This is a genomic window from Pseudomonas sp. I8001, from assembly GCF_013385345.1.
Taxonomy (GTDB): domain Bacteria; phylum Pseudomonadota; class Gammaproteobacteria; order Pseudomonadales; family Pseudomonadaceae; genus Aquipseudomonas.
Genome location: NZ_JACAQC010000002.1, coordinates 1 through 16,351 on the forward strand (window position 1 = coordinate 1; position 16,351 = coordinate 16,351).

At 60.8% G+C, this 16,351-nt stretch carries 13 protein-coding genes; 1 reads left to right on the top strand and 12 read right to left on the bottom strand.

Features of this window, described 5'->3' with window-relative positions; genetic code table 11:
* Positions 1-78: 78 nt before the first annotated feature.
* The 12 genes from HX839_RS01065 to arcD (HX839_RS01120) all read right to left on the bottom strand — a co-directional run bounded on the left by HX839_RS01065 (position 79) and on the right by arcD (HX839_RS01120) (position 14,509).
* The gene (locus HX839_RS01065; RefSeq protein ID WP_017475695.1) at positions 79-567 is read right to left on the bottom strand and encodes an RDD family protein; all 489 of its coding nucleotides are present in this window, start codon (positions 565-567) and stop codon (positions 79-81) included.
* A 95-nt stretch (positions 568-662) separates the two neighbouring features.
* Positions 663-875 (bottom strand): cold-shock protein, encoded by a 213-nt coding sequence (locus tag HX839_RS01070; RefSeq protein ID WP_003220045.1) that lies wholly within the window; start codon positions 873-875, stop codon positions 663-665.
* Between the two features lie 390 nt (positions 876-1,265).
* Positions 1,266-2,390, bottom strand: a complete 1,125-nt coding sequence (gene gcvT / locus HX839_RS01075; RefSeq protein WP_003220046.1) for a glycine cleavage system aminomethyltransferase GcvT — start codon at positions 2,388-2,390, stop codon at positions 1,266-1,268.
* A 39-nt stretch (positions 2,391-2,429) separates the two neighbouring features.
* Positions 2,430-3,806 carry an L-serine ammonia-lyase gene (locus tag HX839_RS01080; RefSeq protein ID WP_087692646.1) on the bottom strand — a complete coding sequence of 459 codons (1,377 nt, stop codon included), beginning with the start codon at positions 3,804-3,806 and terminating at the stop codon, positions 2,430-2,432.
* Positions 3,807-3,947: 141 nt separating this feature from the next.
* Complete coding sequence (gcvP, locus tag HX839_RS01085) at positions 3,948-6,794, bottom strand: aminomethyl-transferring glycine dehydrogenase (RefSeq protein ID WP_134327229.1); 2,847 nt, start codon at positions 6,792-6,794, stop codon at positions 3,948-3,950.
* Between the two features lie 10 nt (positions 6,795-6,804).
* Entirely contained in the window at positions 6,805-7,188 is a 384-nt protein-coding gene (gene gcvH, locus HX839_RS01090) for a glycine cleavage system protein GcvH (RefSeq protein ID WP_003220049.1), read from the bottom strand.
* Between the two features lie 341 nt (positions 7,189-7,529).
* Complete coding sequence (locus HX839_RS01095; RefSeq protein WP_102605962.1) at positions 7,530-9,038, bottom strand: sigma-54-dependent transcriptional regulator; 1,509 nt, start codon at positions 9,036-9,038, stop codon at positions 7,530-7,532.
* Positions 9,039-9,237: 199 nt separating this feature from the next.
* On the bottom strand, positions 9,238-9,600 hold the full coding sequence (locus HX839_RS01100; RefSeq protein ID WP_177009259.1) for a DUF5064 family protein: 363 nt from the start codon (positions 9,598-9,600) through the stop codon (positions 9,238-9,240).
* Positions 9,601-9,618: 18 nt separating this feature from the next.
* Entirely contained in the window at positions 9,619-10,548 is a 930-nt protein-coding gene (arcC, locus tag HX839_RS01105) for a carbamate kinase (protein WP_087692649.1), read from the bottom strand.
* A 172-nt stretch (positions 10,549-10,720) separates the two neighbouring features.
* A complete protein-coding gene (locus HX839_RS01110; RefSeq protein ID WP_003220053.1) occupies positions 10,721-11,731 on the bottom strand; it encodes an ornithine carbamoyltransferase in 1,011 nt (336 codons plus the stop codon).
* A 69-nt stretch (positions 11,732-11,800) separates the two neighbouring features.
* Entirely contained in the window at positions 11,801-13,057 is a 1,257-nt protein-coding gene (gene arcA / locus HX839_RS01115; protein ID WP_003220054.1) for an arginine deiminase, read from the bottom strand.
* Positions 13,058-13,081: 24 nt separating this feature from the next.
* Positions 13,082-14,509 carry an arginine-ornithine antiporter gene (arcD, locus tag HX839_RS01120; RefSeq protein WP_003220056.1) on the bottom strand — a complete coding sequence of 476 codons (1,428 nt, stop codon included), beginning with the start codon at positions 14,507-14,509 and terminating at the stop codon, positions 13,082-13,084.
* Positions 14,510-14,922: 413 nt separating this feature from the next.
* On the opposite strand from arcD (HX839_RS01120), the gene arcD (HX839_RS01125) reads away from it, so the two are divergent.
* Positions 14,923-16,350 carry an arginine-ornithine antiporter gene (gene arcD, locus HX839_RS01125; protein WP_177066625.1) on the top strand — a complete coding sequence of 476 codons (1,428 nt, stop codon included), beginning with the start codon at positions 14,923-14,925 and terminating at the stop codon, positions 16,348-16,350.
* The last annotated feature ends 1 nt before the right edge of the window (position 16,351 follow it).

The following is a 16,351-nucleotide window of genomic DNA, read 5'->3' on the forward strand; positions in this document are numbered from 1 at the left end:
TTCAAAAGTGAGCCGCTGTAAAAGCGGAACCAATAGCGGCCATAACCGCAGCAACGGATATGCCCCCAACCTGAAAACCTACTTCTTTTTCTTCGGAACCCGCACCAACTGCGTGTCGGAGTAGATGTCATGCCAGCCACGCTTCTGCTTGTCGAACAACGACCAGATAAACCCAAGCCCCAGGCACAACCACGAAGCAATCGACACCACAAACCGCAACAACGCCTGCCACAGACTGATCCGCGACCCATCAGCGTTCTGCACCCGCACCCCCCAAACCTGCATCCCCAGGGTCTGCCCCGAGTGCGTCCAGAACTTGGCAAAAAACCCAAACAACACAAAAAACAAAATCGTCGACAACAGCGGATCACCATCCAGCGCGCCAGACTCAGACAGCGCCCGCAGCTTGGCCTCACCGACAAACCCCATCCACACCAGCTTGTAGATGAAGGCCGTGACGATCAGCAGGGCGGTGCACAACAGGAAGTCATAGAACATCGCTGCCAGACGACGGCCCAGGCCTACGGCGGGAAACTCGCCTTGGGGGCTCAGCAGGTGTTTCGACATGGCATGGCTCTCGGCAGGAAAAAAGCCATTTTACGGAAGAACGCCCATAAAAAAGCCCCTGATGTCATATCAGGGGCTTTTTGTCGCAGCAAGGATCAGCCTTCTGCTTGTACTTCGTCGGCTTGCATGCCTTTCTGGCCTTGCACCGCGATGAAGGTCACTTTCTGGCCTTCTTTCAGGCTTTTGAAGCCGTTGCCCTGAATAGCGCGGAAGTGGACGAACAGATCCGGACCGCTTTCTGGAGTGATAAAACCAAACCCTTTTTCGTCGTTAAACCACTTGACGGTACCGCTCTGACGATCAGCCATTTTCTTATTTCCTTGACGCAAAAAAATTAATGACAGCCCCTTTCACATGAAAGAGTACTGGGCTGGGTTGCAGGAAAGTAAGAGACGTCGAACGGGTTGTAGCAAACTTTGGCTACTGCCCAGGTCCAGGTTCAAAGCGACCCATGCAAACACAGTGGGCAAACTCTACGCCAACTAATACAGAAAAAACAAGCCCCGGAAAAACCCCAGGTTTTGCTCGGCCTCGTTACACTTCTGTCCACAATGTGGAACGCGTTTATTCGATAGAATTCGTCACTTGTTATAGGTGACTGAACATAACATTGACTATCGTCAATGCACTTTAATGTGGCGGTTGCGTTACAGATTAGTGCACGTTAACGCAACCGCGTTACTTATAGGAACAGTCAATCAACCACGGTAGTAACGTTGTGGTACGAATGGCATTTTACTTACACGTAGTGGCACCTTTTTCCCACGTACCAACGCAGATACTTCGGTATCCAGTGCGATGAAAGCGCTGTCCAGATAACCCATGGCCAGCGGGCCGCCCAGGCTCGGGCCAAAACCGCCGCTGCAGACGCTGCCGATCACGGTGCCGTGTTCGTCGACGATTTCTGCGCCTTCACGGACCGGCGTGCGTTCCTGTGGCAACAGGCCTACGCGTTTGCGGCTGACGCCGGTTTGTTGCTGGGTGAAGATCGCATCGGCGCCCGGGAAGCCACCGGCGCGTGCGCCATCAGCACGACGGGCCTTGGAAATTGCCCACAACAGGCTGGCTTCAATCGGCGTGGTCTCGGTGTTCATGTCATGGCCATAAAGGCACAGGCCGGCCTCCAGGCGCAGGGAGTCGCGGGCGCCCAGGCCGATGGCCTGTACTTCGGTTTCGGCCAGCAGGCTGCGGGCCAGGGCCTCGGCGTTCGCGGCCGGTACCGAGATTTCGAAGCCGTCTTCGCCGGTGTAGCCCGAGCGGCTGACGTAACAATCCACGCCCAGCAGGCGGGTCGGTGCGAATTGCATGAAGGTCATGTGCTTGACCTCCGGCGCCAGGCGCGCCAGCACGCTGACGGCAGCCGGGCCTTGCAGGGCCAGCAGGGCGCGTTCCTCGAACAGTGGCTCGATGGTGCACTGGTCACCGATGTGCTGGCGCAGGTGGGCCAGGTCCTGGTCCTTGCAGGCGGCGTTGACCACCAGGAACAGTTCGTCGTTACCCAGGTTGGCGACCATCAGGTCATCCAGGATGCCGCCTTGCTCGTTGGTGAACATCGCATAACGCTGCATGCCCACCGGCAGGTCGATGATGTCCACCGGCACCAGGGTTTCCAGGGCCTTGGCGGCACCGGCGCCGGTCAGGCGGATCTGGCCCATGTGCGACACATCGAACAACCCGGCTTGTTCACGGGTGTGCAGGTGTTCTTTCATCACGCCCAGCGGGTATTGCACCGGCATGTCGTAGCCGGCGAAGGGCACCATGCGCGCGCCCAGTTCGATGTGCAGGGCGTGCAACGGGGTTTTCAACAGGGTTTCGGTGGACATATTCAGCTCCTGAAAAACGTGCGGACGCGCTTATAGGCGTCAGCACTCGATAATGTTGACCGCCAAACCGCCACGGGCGGTTTCCTTGTATTTGCTTTTCATGTCGGCGCCGGTCTGGCGCATGGTGCGGATGACCTTGTCGAGGGACACGAAGTGTTGCCCGTCGCCGCGCAGGGCCATGCGCACCGCATTGATGGCCTTGACCGAACCCATGGCGTTGCGCTCGATGCAGGGCACCTGCACCAGCCCGCCGATGGGGTCGCAGGTCAGGCCGAGGTTGTGTTCCATGCCGATCTCGGCGGCGTTCTCCACCTGGGAAACCGTACCGCCCAACACTTCACACAGGGCGCCGGCAGCCATGGAGCAGGCCACGCCGACTTCCCCCTGGCAGCCGACTTCGGCGCCGGAGATCGAGGCGTTTTCCTTGTACAGAATGCCGATGGCTGCGGCGGTGAGCAGGAAGCGCACCACTCCGTCTTCGCTGGCCCCCGGGATAAAGCGCATGTAGTAGTGCAACACCGCCGGCACAATCCCGGCCGCACCGTTGGTGGGCGCCGTCACCACGCGCCCGCCATTGGCGTTTTCTTCGTTGACCGCCAGGGCGTACAGGTTGACCCAGTCCAGCACCGACAACGGGTCGCGCAGCGCCGATTCCGGGTTCTTGCACAGTTGGCGATGCAACGCGGCGGCGCGGCGCTTGACCTTCAGCCCTCCCGGCAAAATCCCTTCGTTGCGACAGCCCGCGTCCACGCAGTCCTGCATCACCTGCCAGATCTTCAGCAGGCCGGCGCGGGTTTCCGCCTCCGGGCGCCAGGCGCTTTCATTGGTCAGCATCACCTGGCTGATGGACAGCCCATAGGTGGCGCAATGGCCGAGCAAGTCCTTGGCACTTTTGAACGGGAACGTCAGGGGCGTGGCGTCTTCGACGATACGGTCGTGGCCGGCGGCATCTTCATCCACCACAAAACCGCCGCCCACCGAGTAGTACTCGCGGCTGCGAATCTGCAAGCCGGCGGCGTCGAAGGCGCGGAAGATCATGCCGTTGGGATGATAGGGCAGGGGTTTGCGAATCATCGCCAGGTGTTCTTTCTCGTTGAACGCAATGCTGTGTTCGCCGAGCAGGTTCAAGCGTGCGTTGCCGCGAATTTCCAACAGGCGGGCGGCAACGGTTTCGGTGTTCACGGTATCCGGGTGCTCGCCTTCCAGGCCCAACAATACGGCCTTGTCACTGCCGTGGCCTTTGCCGGTGGCGCCGAGTGAGCCGTAGAGCTCCACCTTGACGCAGGTGGTGGCGCCCAGCAGGTTGTCGCGCTTCAGTCCCTCGACGAATCGAGCGGCAGCGCGCATCGGGCCGACGGTGTGGGAGCTGGAGGGGCCGATGCCAATCTTGAACAGGTCGAACACGCTTAAAGACATGGTTGTTCTCCGGTTTCTTATTATTGAACGGATGTACGCGGTCCAATGTGGGAGCGGGCTTGCTCGCGAAAGCGGCGGGTCAGTCACCAGATGTATCAACTGACACTCCGCATTCGCGAGCAAGCCCGCTCCCACATCAGGTTACGCGTAGCTCTCGATCGACGGGCACGCGCACACCAGGTTGCGATCGCCAAACACGTTGTCGACCCGGCCAACCGGCGGCCAGTACTTGGCTTCGATCAACGACGCCACCGGGTACACCGCTTGTTCACGGCTGTATGGGTGGCTCCATTCGCCAACCAGTTCCGCAGCAGTGTGTGGTGCGTTCTTCAGCGGGTTGTCGTCCTTGTCCAGCGAGCCATTTTCCACCGCGCGAATCTCTTCGCGGATGGCGATCATCGCGTCGCAGAAGCGGTCCAGTTCTTCCCTGGATTCGCTTTCGGTCGGCTCGATCATCAGGGTGCCAGCCACCGGGAACGACATGGTCGGCGCATGGAAACCAAAGTCGATCAGGCGCTTGGCCACGTCATCCACGCTGATGCCGCTGCTGTCTTTCAACGGGCGCAGGTCGAGGATGCATTCGTGGGCCACCAGGCCGTTGCTGCCGGTGTACAGCACCGGGTAGTGCTCTTCCAGGCGACGGGAAATGTAGTTGGCGTTGAGGATCGCCAACTGCGAAGCGCGCTTGAGGCCCGCGCCGCCCATCATGCTGATGTACATCCAGGTGATCGGCAAAATGCTCGCGCTGCCGAACGGTGCGGCGCACACCGCGCCTTCCTTGCGTTCCATCGCGGCATGGCCGGGCAGGAACGGCGTCAGGTGGGATTTGACGCCAATCGGACCGACGCCCGGGCCGCCACCGCCGTGGGGAATGCAGAAGGTCTTGTGCAGGTTCAAGTGGGACACATCGCCGCCGAACTTGCCCGGGGCGCAGAGGCCGACCATCGCGTTCATGTTGGCGCCGTCGATGTACACCTGGCCGCCGTTGTCGTGAATGATCCCGCAGATTTCGCGGATGCCTTCTTCGAACACGCCGTGGGTGGACGGGTAGGTGATCATCAGCGCAGCGAGGTGCTCGCGGTGCTCGATAGCCTTGGCACGCAGGTCTTCGATGTCGACGTTACCGCGTGCATCGCAGGCGGTGACCACGACGCGCATGCCGGCCATGTTGGCGGTGGCCGGGTTGGTGCCGTGGGCCGACGACGGGATCAGGCAGATATCGCGGCGTTCTTCGCCACGGCTCTGGTGATAGGCACGGATGGCTAGCAGGCCGGCGTATTCGCCCTGGGAACCGGCGTTCGGTTGCAGGGAAATCGCGTCATAACCGGTGGCCGCGCAGAGCATGGCTTCCAGTTCGGTCGTCAGTTGCTGGTAGCCGGCGCTTTGCGAGGCCGGGGCGAACGGGTGCAGGGCACCGAACTCGGCCCAGGTCACCGGGATCATTTCGCTGGCGGCGTTGAGCTTCATGGTGCACGAGCCCAGCGGGATCATGGTGCGATCCAGGGCCAGGTCCTTGTCGGCCAGTTTGCGCAGGTAGCGCATCAGCTCGGTTTCGGAGTGGTAACGGTTGAACACCGGGTGGCTGAGGATCGGCGACTGGCGCAGCAGCGCGGCCGGCAGGGTGCTTTCAACGCTGGCAGCCAATGCGGCGAAGTCCGGCAGGGCTTTACCGCCGGCGAACACGCTCCACAGGGTTTCGATGTCGGCTTGGGAGGTGGTTTCGTCCACCGACAGGCCAACGCGTTCGCTGTCGACCACACGCAGGTTGATGCGCTGGGCGCGAGCCTTGTCGTGCAGGGCAGCAGTTTGCGCGCCGGTCTTGATGGTCAGGGTGTCGAAGAAGTGGGCTTGTTCAACCGCCAGGCCCAATGCGCCCAAGCCTTTGGCGAAGATCGCGGTCAGGTGGTGAATGCGGTTGGCGATCTGGGTCAGGCCTTTCGGGCCGTGGTACACGGCATACATGCTGGCGATGTTGGCGAGCAATACCTGGGCGGTGCAGATATTGCTGGTGGCCTTCTCGCGGCGGATATGTTGCTCGCGGGTCTGCATGGCCAGGCGCAGGGCCGGCTTGCCGAAACGGTCCACGGAGACGCCGACCAGGCGGCCCGGCATGTCGCGCTTGAACGCATCCTTGGTGGAGAAGTACGCCGCATGCGGGCCACCGAAGCCCAGCGGAACGCCGAAGCGTTGCGCGCTGCCGATGGCCACGTCGGCGCCGAACTCACCCGGCGGGGTCAGCAGGGTCAGGGCCAGCAGGTCGGCGGCCACGGCCACCAGTGCGTTGGCGGCGTGGAAGCGCTCGGTCAGCTCGCGGTAGTCGAACACGTCACCGTTGCTCGCCGGGTATTGCAGCAGGGCGCCGAAGAAGGCGCTGACGTCGGTCAGTTCACGCTCGTCGCCCACCACCACGTCGATGCCCAGCGGCTCGGCACGGGTGCGCAATACGTCGAGGGTTTGCGGGTGGCTGTGCACGGAGGCGAAGAACGCGTTGCTGCCTTTGTTCTTGCTCAGGCGTTTGCAGAAGGTCATGGCTTCGGCAGCGGCGGTGGCTTCGTCCAACAGCGAGGCGTTGGCGATCGGCAGGCCGGTGAGGTCGCTGATCAGCGTCTGGAAGTTCAGCAGCGACTCCAGGCGGCCCTGGGAAATCTCCGGCTGATACGGCGTGTAGGCGGTGTACCAGGCCGGGTTTTCCAGGAGGTTGCGCAGGATCGGCGACGGTGTGTGGCAGTTGTAGTAGCCCTGGCCGATGTAGGTCTTGAACAGCTCGTTCTTGGCGGCAATCGCCTTGATCGAAGCCAGTGCGTCGGCTTCGCTCAGGCCGTCGCTCAGGCCCAGCACAGCGGTGCCCTTGATGCTTTCCGGGATCACGCTGGCGCTCAAGGCTTCCAGGGAATCAAAGCCCAGGGTGGCGAGCATGTGTTGCTCGTCGTCCTGGCGCGGGCCGATGTGGCGGGCGATGAATTCGTTGGCGGTGGTCAGATTAGTCATGGCGCGCTCCTCAGGCTTCAGCGTTGGCTTTGATCAGGCGGTCATACGCATCCTGATCCAACAGCTTAGCTACTGCGTCGGCATCAGCCGGTTTAAAGCGGAAGAACCAGCCTTCGCCCATCGGGTCTTCGTTGACCAGCTCGGGGCTGCCGTCCAGCTTGTCGTTTACTTCGAGGACTTCGCCGTCCAATGGCATGTATACGCCGCTGGCGGCCTTGACCGATTCAACGGTGGAGGCTTCTGCCCCTTTGTCGTAGGACTGCAGCTCAGGCAGTTGCACGAAAACCACATCACCCAGCGCGTTCTGCGCAAAAGCGGTAATGCCCACGGTCACGCTGCCGTCGGCTTCGGCGCGCAGCCATTCGTGATCTTCAGTAAAGCGCAACTCGCTCATGGAAACTCCTCAGGGCCAGATTCGTCTGGTGGACGGGATTGGAATAATGGGGAGTTGCTTAGCAAAATTGCGGCCAATGTTTTTTTATCTTTATAAAACAATTGGTTACTGATTATGGCAGGTGATGTTCGGAAGCTGACTGTAGCGATATCGCTACAGCTGGACGGGTGAAAAAAAGCCTATGAGGATCAAAGCCTTGCATGGCGATGCCTGGGACGGTGTGTATTGATATCGTTCCACTGTAGCGCTTTCAGTACAGACGGAGGTCGCTTTTGAGGGCGCCGTAGATCAAATGTGGGAGCGAGCAAGCCCGCTCCCACATTTTGATCGCGTGCAGTCAGTCAGGGCTTGTTGGGAATACCGTACTTGCGCAGGCGATGGGCAATGGCGGTGTGGGAGGTTTGCAGGCGGCTGGCCAGCTGGCGCGTGGACGGATAGCTGACATAGAGCTTCTCCAGCAACCCGCGCTCGAAATCCTCCACGGCCTGCTCCAGGCTGTCGACTTCACCATCGTTCTGCCGCGCCACCGAGGTGCCGGCGATGTCCAGGTCGCCGATGTCCACCAGGCTGCTTTCGCAAATGGCCGCGGCGCGGAAGATCACGTTCTGCAACTGGCGCACGTTGCCCGGCCAGCGGTTGCCCAGCAGCGCCGGGTAGGTGCCCGGCGCCAGGCGGCAGACCGGGCGCTGGATCTGCGCGCAGGCCTGCTGCATGAAGTAGCGGGCCAGCAGCAGGATGTCCTGGCCGCGCTCGCGCAGGGGCGGCACTTCGACGTTGAGCACGTTGAGGCGGTAGAACAGGTCTTCGCGGAAGGTGCCTTCGCTGACCATCTTTTCCAGGTCGCGGTGGGTGGCGCTGAGGATCCGCACATTGACCTTCACCTCACGGTCGCCGCCCACCCGGCGGAAGCTGCCGTCGTTGAGAAACCGCAGCAGCTTGGCCTGCAAGTAAGGTGACATCTCGCCGATCTCGTCGAGGAACACCGTGCCCTGGTTGGCCAGTTCCATCAGCCCCGGCTTGCCGCCGCGCTGGGCACCGGTGAAGGCGCCGGGGGCGTAGCCGAACAGTTCGCTCTCGGCCAGGTTCTCCGGCAGCGCCGCGCAGTTCAGGGCCAGGAACGGCGCGCTGTGGCGCGCGCTGATGGCGTGGCAGGCACGGGCCACCAGCTCCTTGCCGGTGCCGGTCTCGCCCTGGATCAACAACGGTGCATCCAGCGCCGCCACCCGTTGCGCCCGCGCCTTGAGGGTGCGGATCGCCGGAGACTCGCCCAACAACGCGTCGAAACCTTCGGCGTGGTCATGGTGCAGCGCCGACAGTTGTTCGCCGATGCGGTTGGGTTGGTACAGGGTCAGCAGGGCGCCGGCGTCGGTGATCGGCGTGGCGTCCAGCAGCAGGGTCTGGCCGTTGACGCTGATTTCCCGCAGGGCCAGGCGAAAGCCGTGTTCCAGCAGGGTGGCCAGCAGGGTTGGGTCGTCGAACAGTTCGTTGATGCTTTCCCCGGCGGGTTCACGACCGTACAAGGCGATCAGCGCCGGGTTGGCCAGCAGGATCTTGCCGGCGCTGTCCAGGGCCAGTACCGGGTCGGTCATGGCGGCGAGCAGGGCATCGAGTTGCAGGTGCTGGCGCTGGCCGGGGAGGATGTCGACCACGGTCACGGCTTGCACGCCGCGCACGCTGAACAGTGCATCACGCAGCTCTTCCAGTACCTCGGCACTCAAGGTTGGCGCGTCGATGTAGACGTTGGGCGGAACCATTTCCACCGCATCCAGGTTCAGATTGCGCCCACCGAGCAAGGCCAGGACTTCCTGGGTGATGCCGACGCGGTCGATGAAGCTGACGTGGATACGCATGGGGCTGTTTTTGGTTCTGGCGAGCGAGAGGTGGCAAGTATGCCTTGGAGAAGATAGAGATCAAAATGTGGGAGCGGGCTTGCTCGCGAATGCGGTGTGTCAGTCACCGGATGTATCAACTGATACACCGCATTCGCGAGCAAGTCGAATCGTCGCACCGCCGCTCCCACATTTGATGGTTGGTGCCTGGGAAATCGGGTTATTCGAGGTGTTCGGGTTTGACCGGATCCCCAGGCTTCACATCCAGCTGATGCCGCACATCCTCAAACATCAAATCGTACTGCTTGTGCATCTGGCCATTGAGCACGGCAATCTTCGGCATGCCGTACTTCTGCGCGATGTTCATCGCCTGCCGGGCGAAGTCGAACGACTGGTCCTTGGGCAGGAAGAACTCTTCCTTGAGCTCCTTGCCCTGCACCGAGCCGTGCATCTTGAAGAGCATTCCCTTGCCTTCCTTTGGGTCCTGGCTGACTTCGTAGTCGATGCACAGGTTGTAGCTGTAGTCATCCTTGTTCAGCGCGTGGCGTTCGATGTGCAGGTGACCAGGTTCAAAGGTAGCCATAGGCGTTTCTCCTCTACTTCACAGGTAGGTGATGCCAGGTTTTGCGGTACTGATGCGGGTGCCGGCGCTGCCCTGGACAATTGCTTCGATGTCCGAGAGTGAACCGATCACTGCGGTTTTTCCAGTCTGGCGGGCGAACTCGCAGGCGGCCTGGACCTTGGGCCCCATGGAGCCGGCGGCGAAGCCGAGCTTTTCGATTTCGTCCGGGTGCGCCTGGCCGATGGCTTTCTGGGTGGGCTTGCCGAAGTCGATAAAGGCGGCATTGACGTCGGTGGCGATCACCAGCAAATCGGCGTCCAGTTGCCCGGCCAGCAACGAGGAGCACAGGTCTTTGTCGATCACGGCTTCAATGCCCTTGAGCTTGCCGTCTTCGCCATACATCGTCGGAATCCCGCCGCCACCGGCGCAGATCACGATGCTGCCTTTTTCCAGCAGCCACTGGATCGGGCGGATTTCAAAGATCCGTTTTGGCCGTGGGCTGGCCACCACGCGGCGATACTTGTCGCCATCGGGGGCAATCGCCCAGCCTTTTTCAGCGGCCAGTTTTTCCGCTTCGGCTTTGGAGTACACCGGGCCGATGGGTTTGGTCGGGTTCTGGAAGGCCGGGTCCTTGGCGTCCACTTCCACCTGGGTCAGCAGCGTGGCGAACGGCACTTCGAAGTCCAGCAGGTTGCCCAGTTCCTGTTCGATGATGTAGCCGATCATGCCTTCGGTTTCGGCTCCCAACACATCCAGCGGGTAAGGTGAAACCTGGGTGTAGGCGGCAGCCTGCAGCGACAGCAGGCCCACTTGCGGGCCATTGCCGTGGGCAATCACCAGCTCGTTGCCTTTGTGGATCTTGGCGATCTGTTCGGTGGCGATGCGGATATTGGCCCGTTGATTGTCTGCGGTCATGGGTTCACCACGGCGCAGAAGGGCGTTGCCGCCCAGTGCAACGACGATACGCATATAAGGTTGTCCTTCCAGAATCCAGCGTTATGAACACCGGGCCAAATGTGGGAGCGGGCTTGCTCGCGAAAGCGGTGTGTCGGTGAAAAATATAGCGACTGGCACGCCGCCTTCGCGAGCAAGCCCGCTCCCACATTTTGGACCGCGTATCAAAAGTGGGAGCGGTGTGGGTTTAGATATCCGCCAGCGCCGACACCAGGATCGCCTTGATGGTGTGCATGCGGTTTTCCGCCTGTTCAAAGGCAATGTTGGCCGGCGACTCAAACACCTCTTCGGTCACTTCCACGCCATTGGCCAGGTTTGGATAACGCGCGGCGATGTCCTTGCCGACCTTGGTTTCGCTGTTGTGGAACGCCGGCAGGCAGTGCATGAATTTCACCCGTGGGTTGCCCGAGGCTTTCATCATCTTGGCGTTGACCTGGTACGGCAGCAGTTGCTCGATGCGCTCGTCCCACGCTTCCACCGGCTCGCCCATGGACACCCAGATATCGGTGTGGATGAAGTCCACGCCTTTCACCGCTTCCTTCGGGTCTTCGGTGATGGTGATGCGCGCGCCGCTTTCCTCGGCAAATGCCTGGCACTGCTTGATGAAATCAGCATGGGGCCACAGGGCTTTCGGTGCGCCGATGCGCACGTCCATGCCCAGCTTGGCGCCAATCATCAGCAGCGAGTTGCCCATGTTGTAGCGGGCGTCGCCCAGGTAGGCGTAGCTGATGTCATGCAGCGGCTTGTCGCTGTGCTCGCGCATGGTCAGGGTGTCGGCGATCATCTGGGTGGGGTGGAATTCGGCGGTCAGGCCGTTGAACACCGGCACCCCGGCGAACTTGGCCAGCTCTTCGACGATTTCCTGTTCAAAGCCACGGTACTCGATGGCATCGAACATCCGGCCGAGGACGCGGGCGGTGTCCTTCATGCTTTCCTTGTGGCCGATCTGCGACGACACCGGGTCGATGTAGGTGACGTGGGCACCCTGGTCATGGGCCGCCACTTCGAACGCGCAACGGGTGCGGGTCGAGGTTTTTTCGAAGATCAGCGCGATGTTTTTGCCCTTCAGGTGCGGACGCTCGGTGCCGGTGTATTTGGCGCGCTTGAGGTCGCGGGACAGGTCCAGCAGGTAGTGCAGCTCGCGAGTGGTGTGGTGCATCAGCGACAGCAGGCTGCGGTTGCGCATATTAAAAGCCATGGTGGATCTCCTTCTGTTTAGGTTATCCCCCTGGCCGGCGCCTTATGAGCGGCGGCCAGGGTTTGAATATCAGTAGTCGATTGGGTCGCGAATGATCGGGCAAGTCATGCAGTGGCCGCCGCCACGGCCACGGCCGAGTTCACCGGCGCTGATGGTGATGACTTCCACACCGGCCTTGCGCAGCAAGGTGTTGGTGTAGGTGTTGCGGTCGTAGCCGATCACCACGCCAGGCTCCACGGCCACTACGTTGTTGCCGTCATCCCACTGCTCGCGCTCGGCGGCGAAGCTGTTGCCGCCGGTTTCCACCACACGCAGGGCCTTGAGGTTCAGGGCGGCGGCGACGGTGTCGAGGAAGTTGGTTTTTTCGCGCTGGATGTCGATGCCGCCGGGTTTGGTCTCGTCCGGGCGCAGGGTGAAAGCGACGATCTGGTTGACCACTTCCGGGAAGATCGTGACCAGGTCGCGGTCGCAGAAGCTGAATACGGTGTCGAGGTGCATCGCCGCGCGGGATTTTGGCAGGCCGGCGACGATCACACGCTCCACGGCCTTGTGCTTGAACAGGTTCAGGGCGAGTTGGCCGATGGCCTGGCGCGAGGAACGCTCGCCCATGCCGATCAACACCACGCCGTTACCAATCGGCATCACGTCGCCGCCTTCCAGGGTGGCGTTGCCGTGTTCCTGGTCAGGGTCGCCGTACCACACCTGGAAGTCCGCGTTGGTGAACTCGGGGTGGAATTTGTAGATGGCGCTGGCCAGCAGGGTTTCCTGGCGTCGCGCCGGCCAGTACATCGGGTTCAGCGTCACGCCGCCATAGATCCAGCAGGTGGTGTCGCGGGTGAACTGGGTGTTGGGCAGCGGCGGCAGGATGAAGCTTGAGTGGCCGAGGAAATCGCGGAACATCTCGATGGTCTTGCCACCGAAACTGCTCGGCAGGTCATCGGCCGACACGCCACCGATCAGGTACTCGGCGACCTTGCGCGGCTCCAGGCTGCGCAGCCACGAGCTGACCTCATTGACCAGCCCCAGGCCCACCTGGTTGGCGGTGATCTTGCGCTCCAGGATCCAGTCCAGCGCTTCGGGGATGGCGACGATGTCGGTCAGCAGGTTGTGCATTTCCAGCACATCGATGTCGCGCTCGCGCATCTTGGTCACGAAGTCGAAGTGGTCGCGCTTGGCCTGGGCTACCCACAGCACGTCATCGAACAGCAGTTCATCGCAGTTGTTTGGGGTCAGCCGCTGGTGGGCCAAACCTGGGGAGCACACCATGACTTTGCGCAGTTTGCCGGCTTCGGAATGTACGCCGTACTTCACTTTTTCCGTGGTCATTACAGATCCTCCAGTGAACAATGATTACAGGGTCAGGAAGCCGGAGTAGAGGCCATAGCCCGCCACGAGGGCGCCTATGACGACTGCGGCGAAAATCAGCTTCTCGACGTTGGTGAAAATCGGTTTGCCCAATTCATGCTTGGCCATGGCGAACAGGATCACGCCGGGGGCGTAGAGCAGGGCGGACAGCAACAGGTACTTGGTGCCACCGGCGTACAGCAGCCAGACCGCGTAGATCAACGCGATGGCGCCGATCAGCAGGTCTTTCCTGCGTTCGCCCGGGGCGCTTTCATAGGTTTCACCGCGCACCGCCAGCAGCAGTGCATAGGCCGCCGACCACAGGTAAGGCACCAGGATCATCGAGGTGGCGAGGTAGATCAGCGACAGGTAAGTGCTGGCCGAGAACAGCGTGATCACCAGGAAAATCTGCACCATGGCGTTGGTCAGCCACAGGGCGTTGGCCGGCACGTGGTTGGCGTTTTCCTTACGCAGGAACTCCGGCATGGTGTGGTCCTTGGCGGCGGCGAACATGATCTCCGCACACAGCAGCACCCACGACAGCAGCGCCCCCAGCAAGGAAATGATCAAGCCGACGCTGATCAATACCGCGCCCCAGTGACCCACCACGTGCTCCAGCACGGCGGCCATCGACGGGTTTTGCAGCTTGGCCAATTCCGGTTGGGTCATGATCCCCAGGGACAGCACGTTCACCAGCATCAGGAACAGCAGCACGGTGATAAAACCAATCACCGTGGCCTTGCCGACGTCGGAGCGTTTTTCGGCGCGGGACGAGAAGATGCTCGCACCCTCAATGCCGATGAACACCCAGACGGTGACCAGCATCATGTTGCGCACCTGGTTCATCACGCTGCCCAGGTCCGGGTTTTTCACGCCCCAGATGTCGGCGGTGAAGATGTCCAGCTTGAACGCGAAGAGCGCGATCAACACAAACAGCACCAGTGGCACCACCTTGGCGATGGTGGTCACCAGGTTGATGAACGCGGCTTCCTTGATCCCGCGCAGTACCAGGAAGTGCACGGCCCACAGCAGCACCGACGCGCCGATCACCGCCGCCGGGGTGTTGCCTTCGCCGAAGATGGGGAAGAAGTAACCGAGGGTGCTGAACAGCAGCACGAAATAGCCGACGTTGCCCAACCAGGCACTGATCCAGTAACCCCAGGCGGATGAGAAACCCATGTAGTCGCCAAACCCGGCCTTGGCGTAGGCATAGACCCCGCCGTCGAGGTCGGGCTTGCGATTGGCCAGGGTCTGGAACACGAACGCCAGGGTCAACATGCCCACGGCGGTGATCACCCAACCAATCAGTACCGCGCCGACATCGGCGCTGGCCGCCATGTTTTGCGGCAGTGAGAAGATCCCGCCACCAATCATTGAACCCACGACAAGTGCAACCAGTGCGCCGAGTCGAAGTTTTCCGGGAGATTCAGACATCGCATGACTCCAATGCAGGAGAAGAGAGACCACAGAATAAATCCGTGCGCTAATCAAACAGCTGACTCAGATCACTTCATTGGCACATTCCATTGTGAATTAATGACTTATGATGAAAGGTACGGGCGCTCAAGTGCCTCGCAGAGGCTCGTCGTAGAGCGGTTCTGCGTTTCAAACAACAGGTTTTCTCATTAGCATGGACCTTTGAAGCTAGCCCGTATTTACAGATATGCAAACTTTTACAGCGCAGCGTTATTTAAATTATAAATTTGCCTTAACTCTGTTTATTGTCATGCCTTTAAGTTATGAAGCAGGCGCCTTTATTGGCTATATCTAATAAACGCTGCGCCGGCTTAATAAGTTAGTTGAGTGCACAGTTGTTGGCTCAATGGTTGTTTTGTTCAGGAGTGTTCATGTCCCAATCCTCGGAAAAGCTGCGCCTCAATGCCTTGATCGCCCTGGTGGTGGGCTCGATGATCGGCGGCGGGATTTTCTCGTTGCCGCAGAACATGGCGGCGCGGGCCGAGGTAGGCGCGGTGTTGATTGGCTGGGGCATTACCGCCGTGGGCATGCTGACCCTGGCCTTTGTGTTCCAGACCCTGGCCAACCGCAAGCCGGAACTGGATTCCGGCGTATACGCGTACGCCAAGGCCGGGTTCGGCGACTACATGGGTTTCTCGTCGGCCTGGGGCTACTGGATCAGTGCCTGGATGGGCAACGTCGGTTACTTCGTGTTGCTATTCAGTACCCTCGGCTACTTTTTTCCGGTGTTCGGCCAGGGCAATACCCCGGTAGCGATTGGCTGCGCGTCGGTGTTGTTGTGGGCGGTGCATTTCCTGGTGATGCGCGGGATCAAGGAGGCGGCGTTTATCAACCAGATCACCACCGTGGCCAAGATCGTGCCGTTGGTGATGTTTATCGTGATCGCCGCCGTGGCATTCAAGGGCGATATCTTTACCCGGGATATCTGGGGCCTGAGTAATCCGAATTTCGGCGGCGTGGTGGATCAGGTGCGCAACATGATGCTGGTCACGGTGTTTGTGTTTATCGGCATCGAGGGCGCCAGTGTCTACTCGGCGCGGGCCGAGAAACGCTCGGACGTGGGCCGGGCCACGGTCATCGGTTTCCTGGGGGTGTTGGCGCTGCTGGTATTGGTCAACCTGCTGTCGCTCGGGATCATGAGCCAGCCGGAACTGGCCAACCTGCAAAACCCGTCCCTGGCCGGGGTGCTGGAACATATCGTTGGCCCGTGGGGCGCGCTGTTGATCAGCATCGGCCTGGCGGTTTCGCTGTTGGGCGCGCTGCTGTCGTGGGCCTTGCTCTGCGCCGAAATCCTCTACGCCACCGCCCATGACAAGACCATGCCGGCGTTCCTGAAAAAGGAAAACGTCAATCAGGTGCCGGTCAATGCGTTGTGGCTGACCAATGTGATGATCCAGCTGTTCCTGGTGATCACGCTGTTTTCGGAAAGTACCTACACCACCCTGATCTACCTGGCGTCGTCGATGATCCTCGTGCCCTATCTGTGGTCGGCGGCGTATGCGGTGCTGTTGAGCGGCCGCGGTGAAACCTACGAAGGCACCCATGGCGAACGCACCAAGGACCTGCTGGTGAGCCTGATCGCCCTGGCCTATGCGGTGTGGCTGCTCTACGCCGGTGGCCTGAAGTACTTGCTGCTGTCGGCGCTGCTGTATGCACCGGGCGTGATCCTGTTTGCCCTGGCCAAGCGCGAGCAGGGCCAGCCCTTGTTTACCCATCTGGAAAAAGGCATTTTCGCCTGCGTGATCGCCGGGGCGAGCCTGGCGGCGTATGGGTTGTACAGCGGGGTATTGTCGTTGTGAG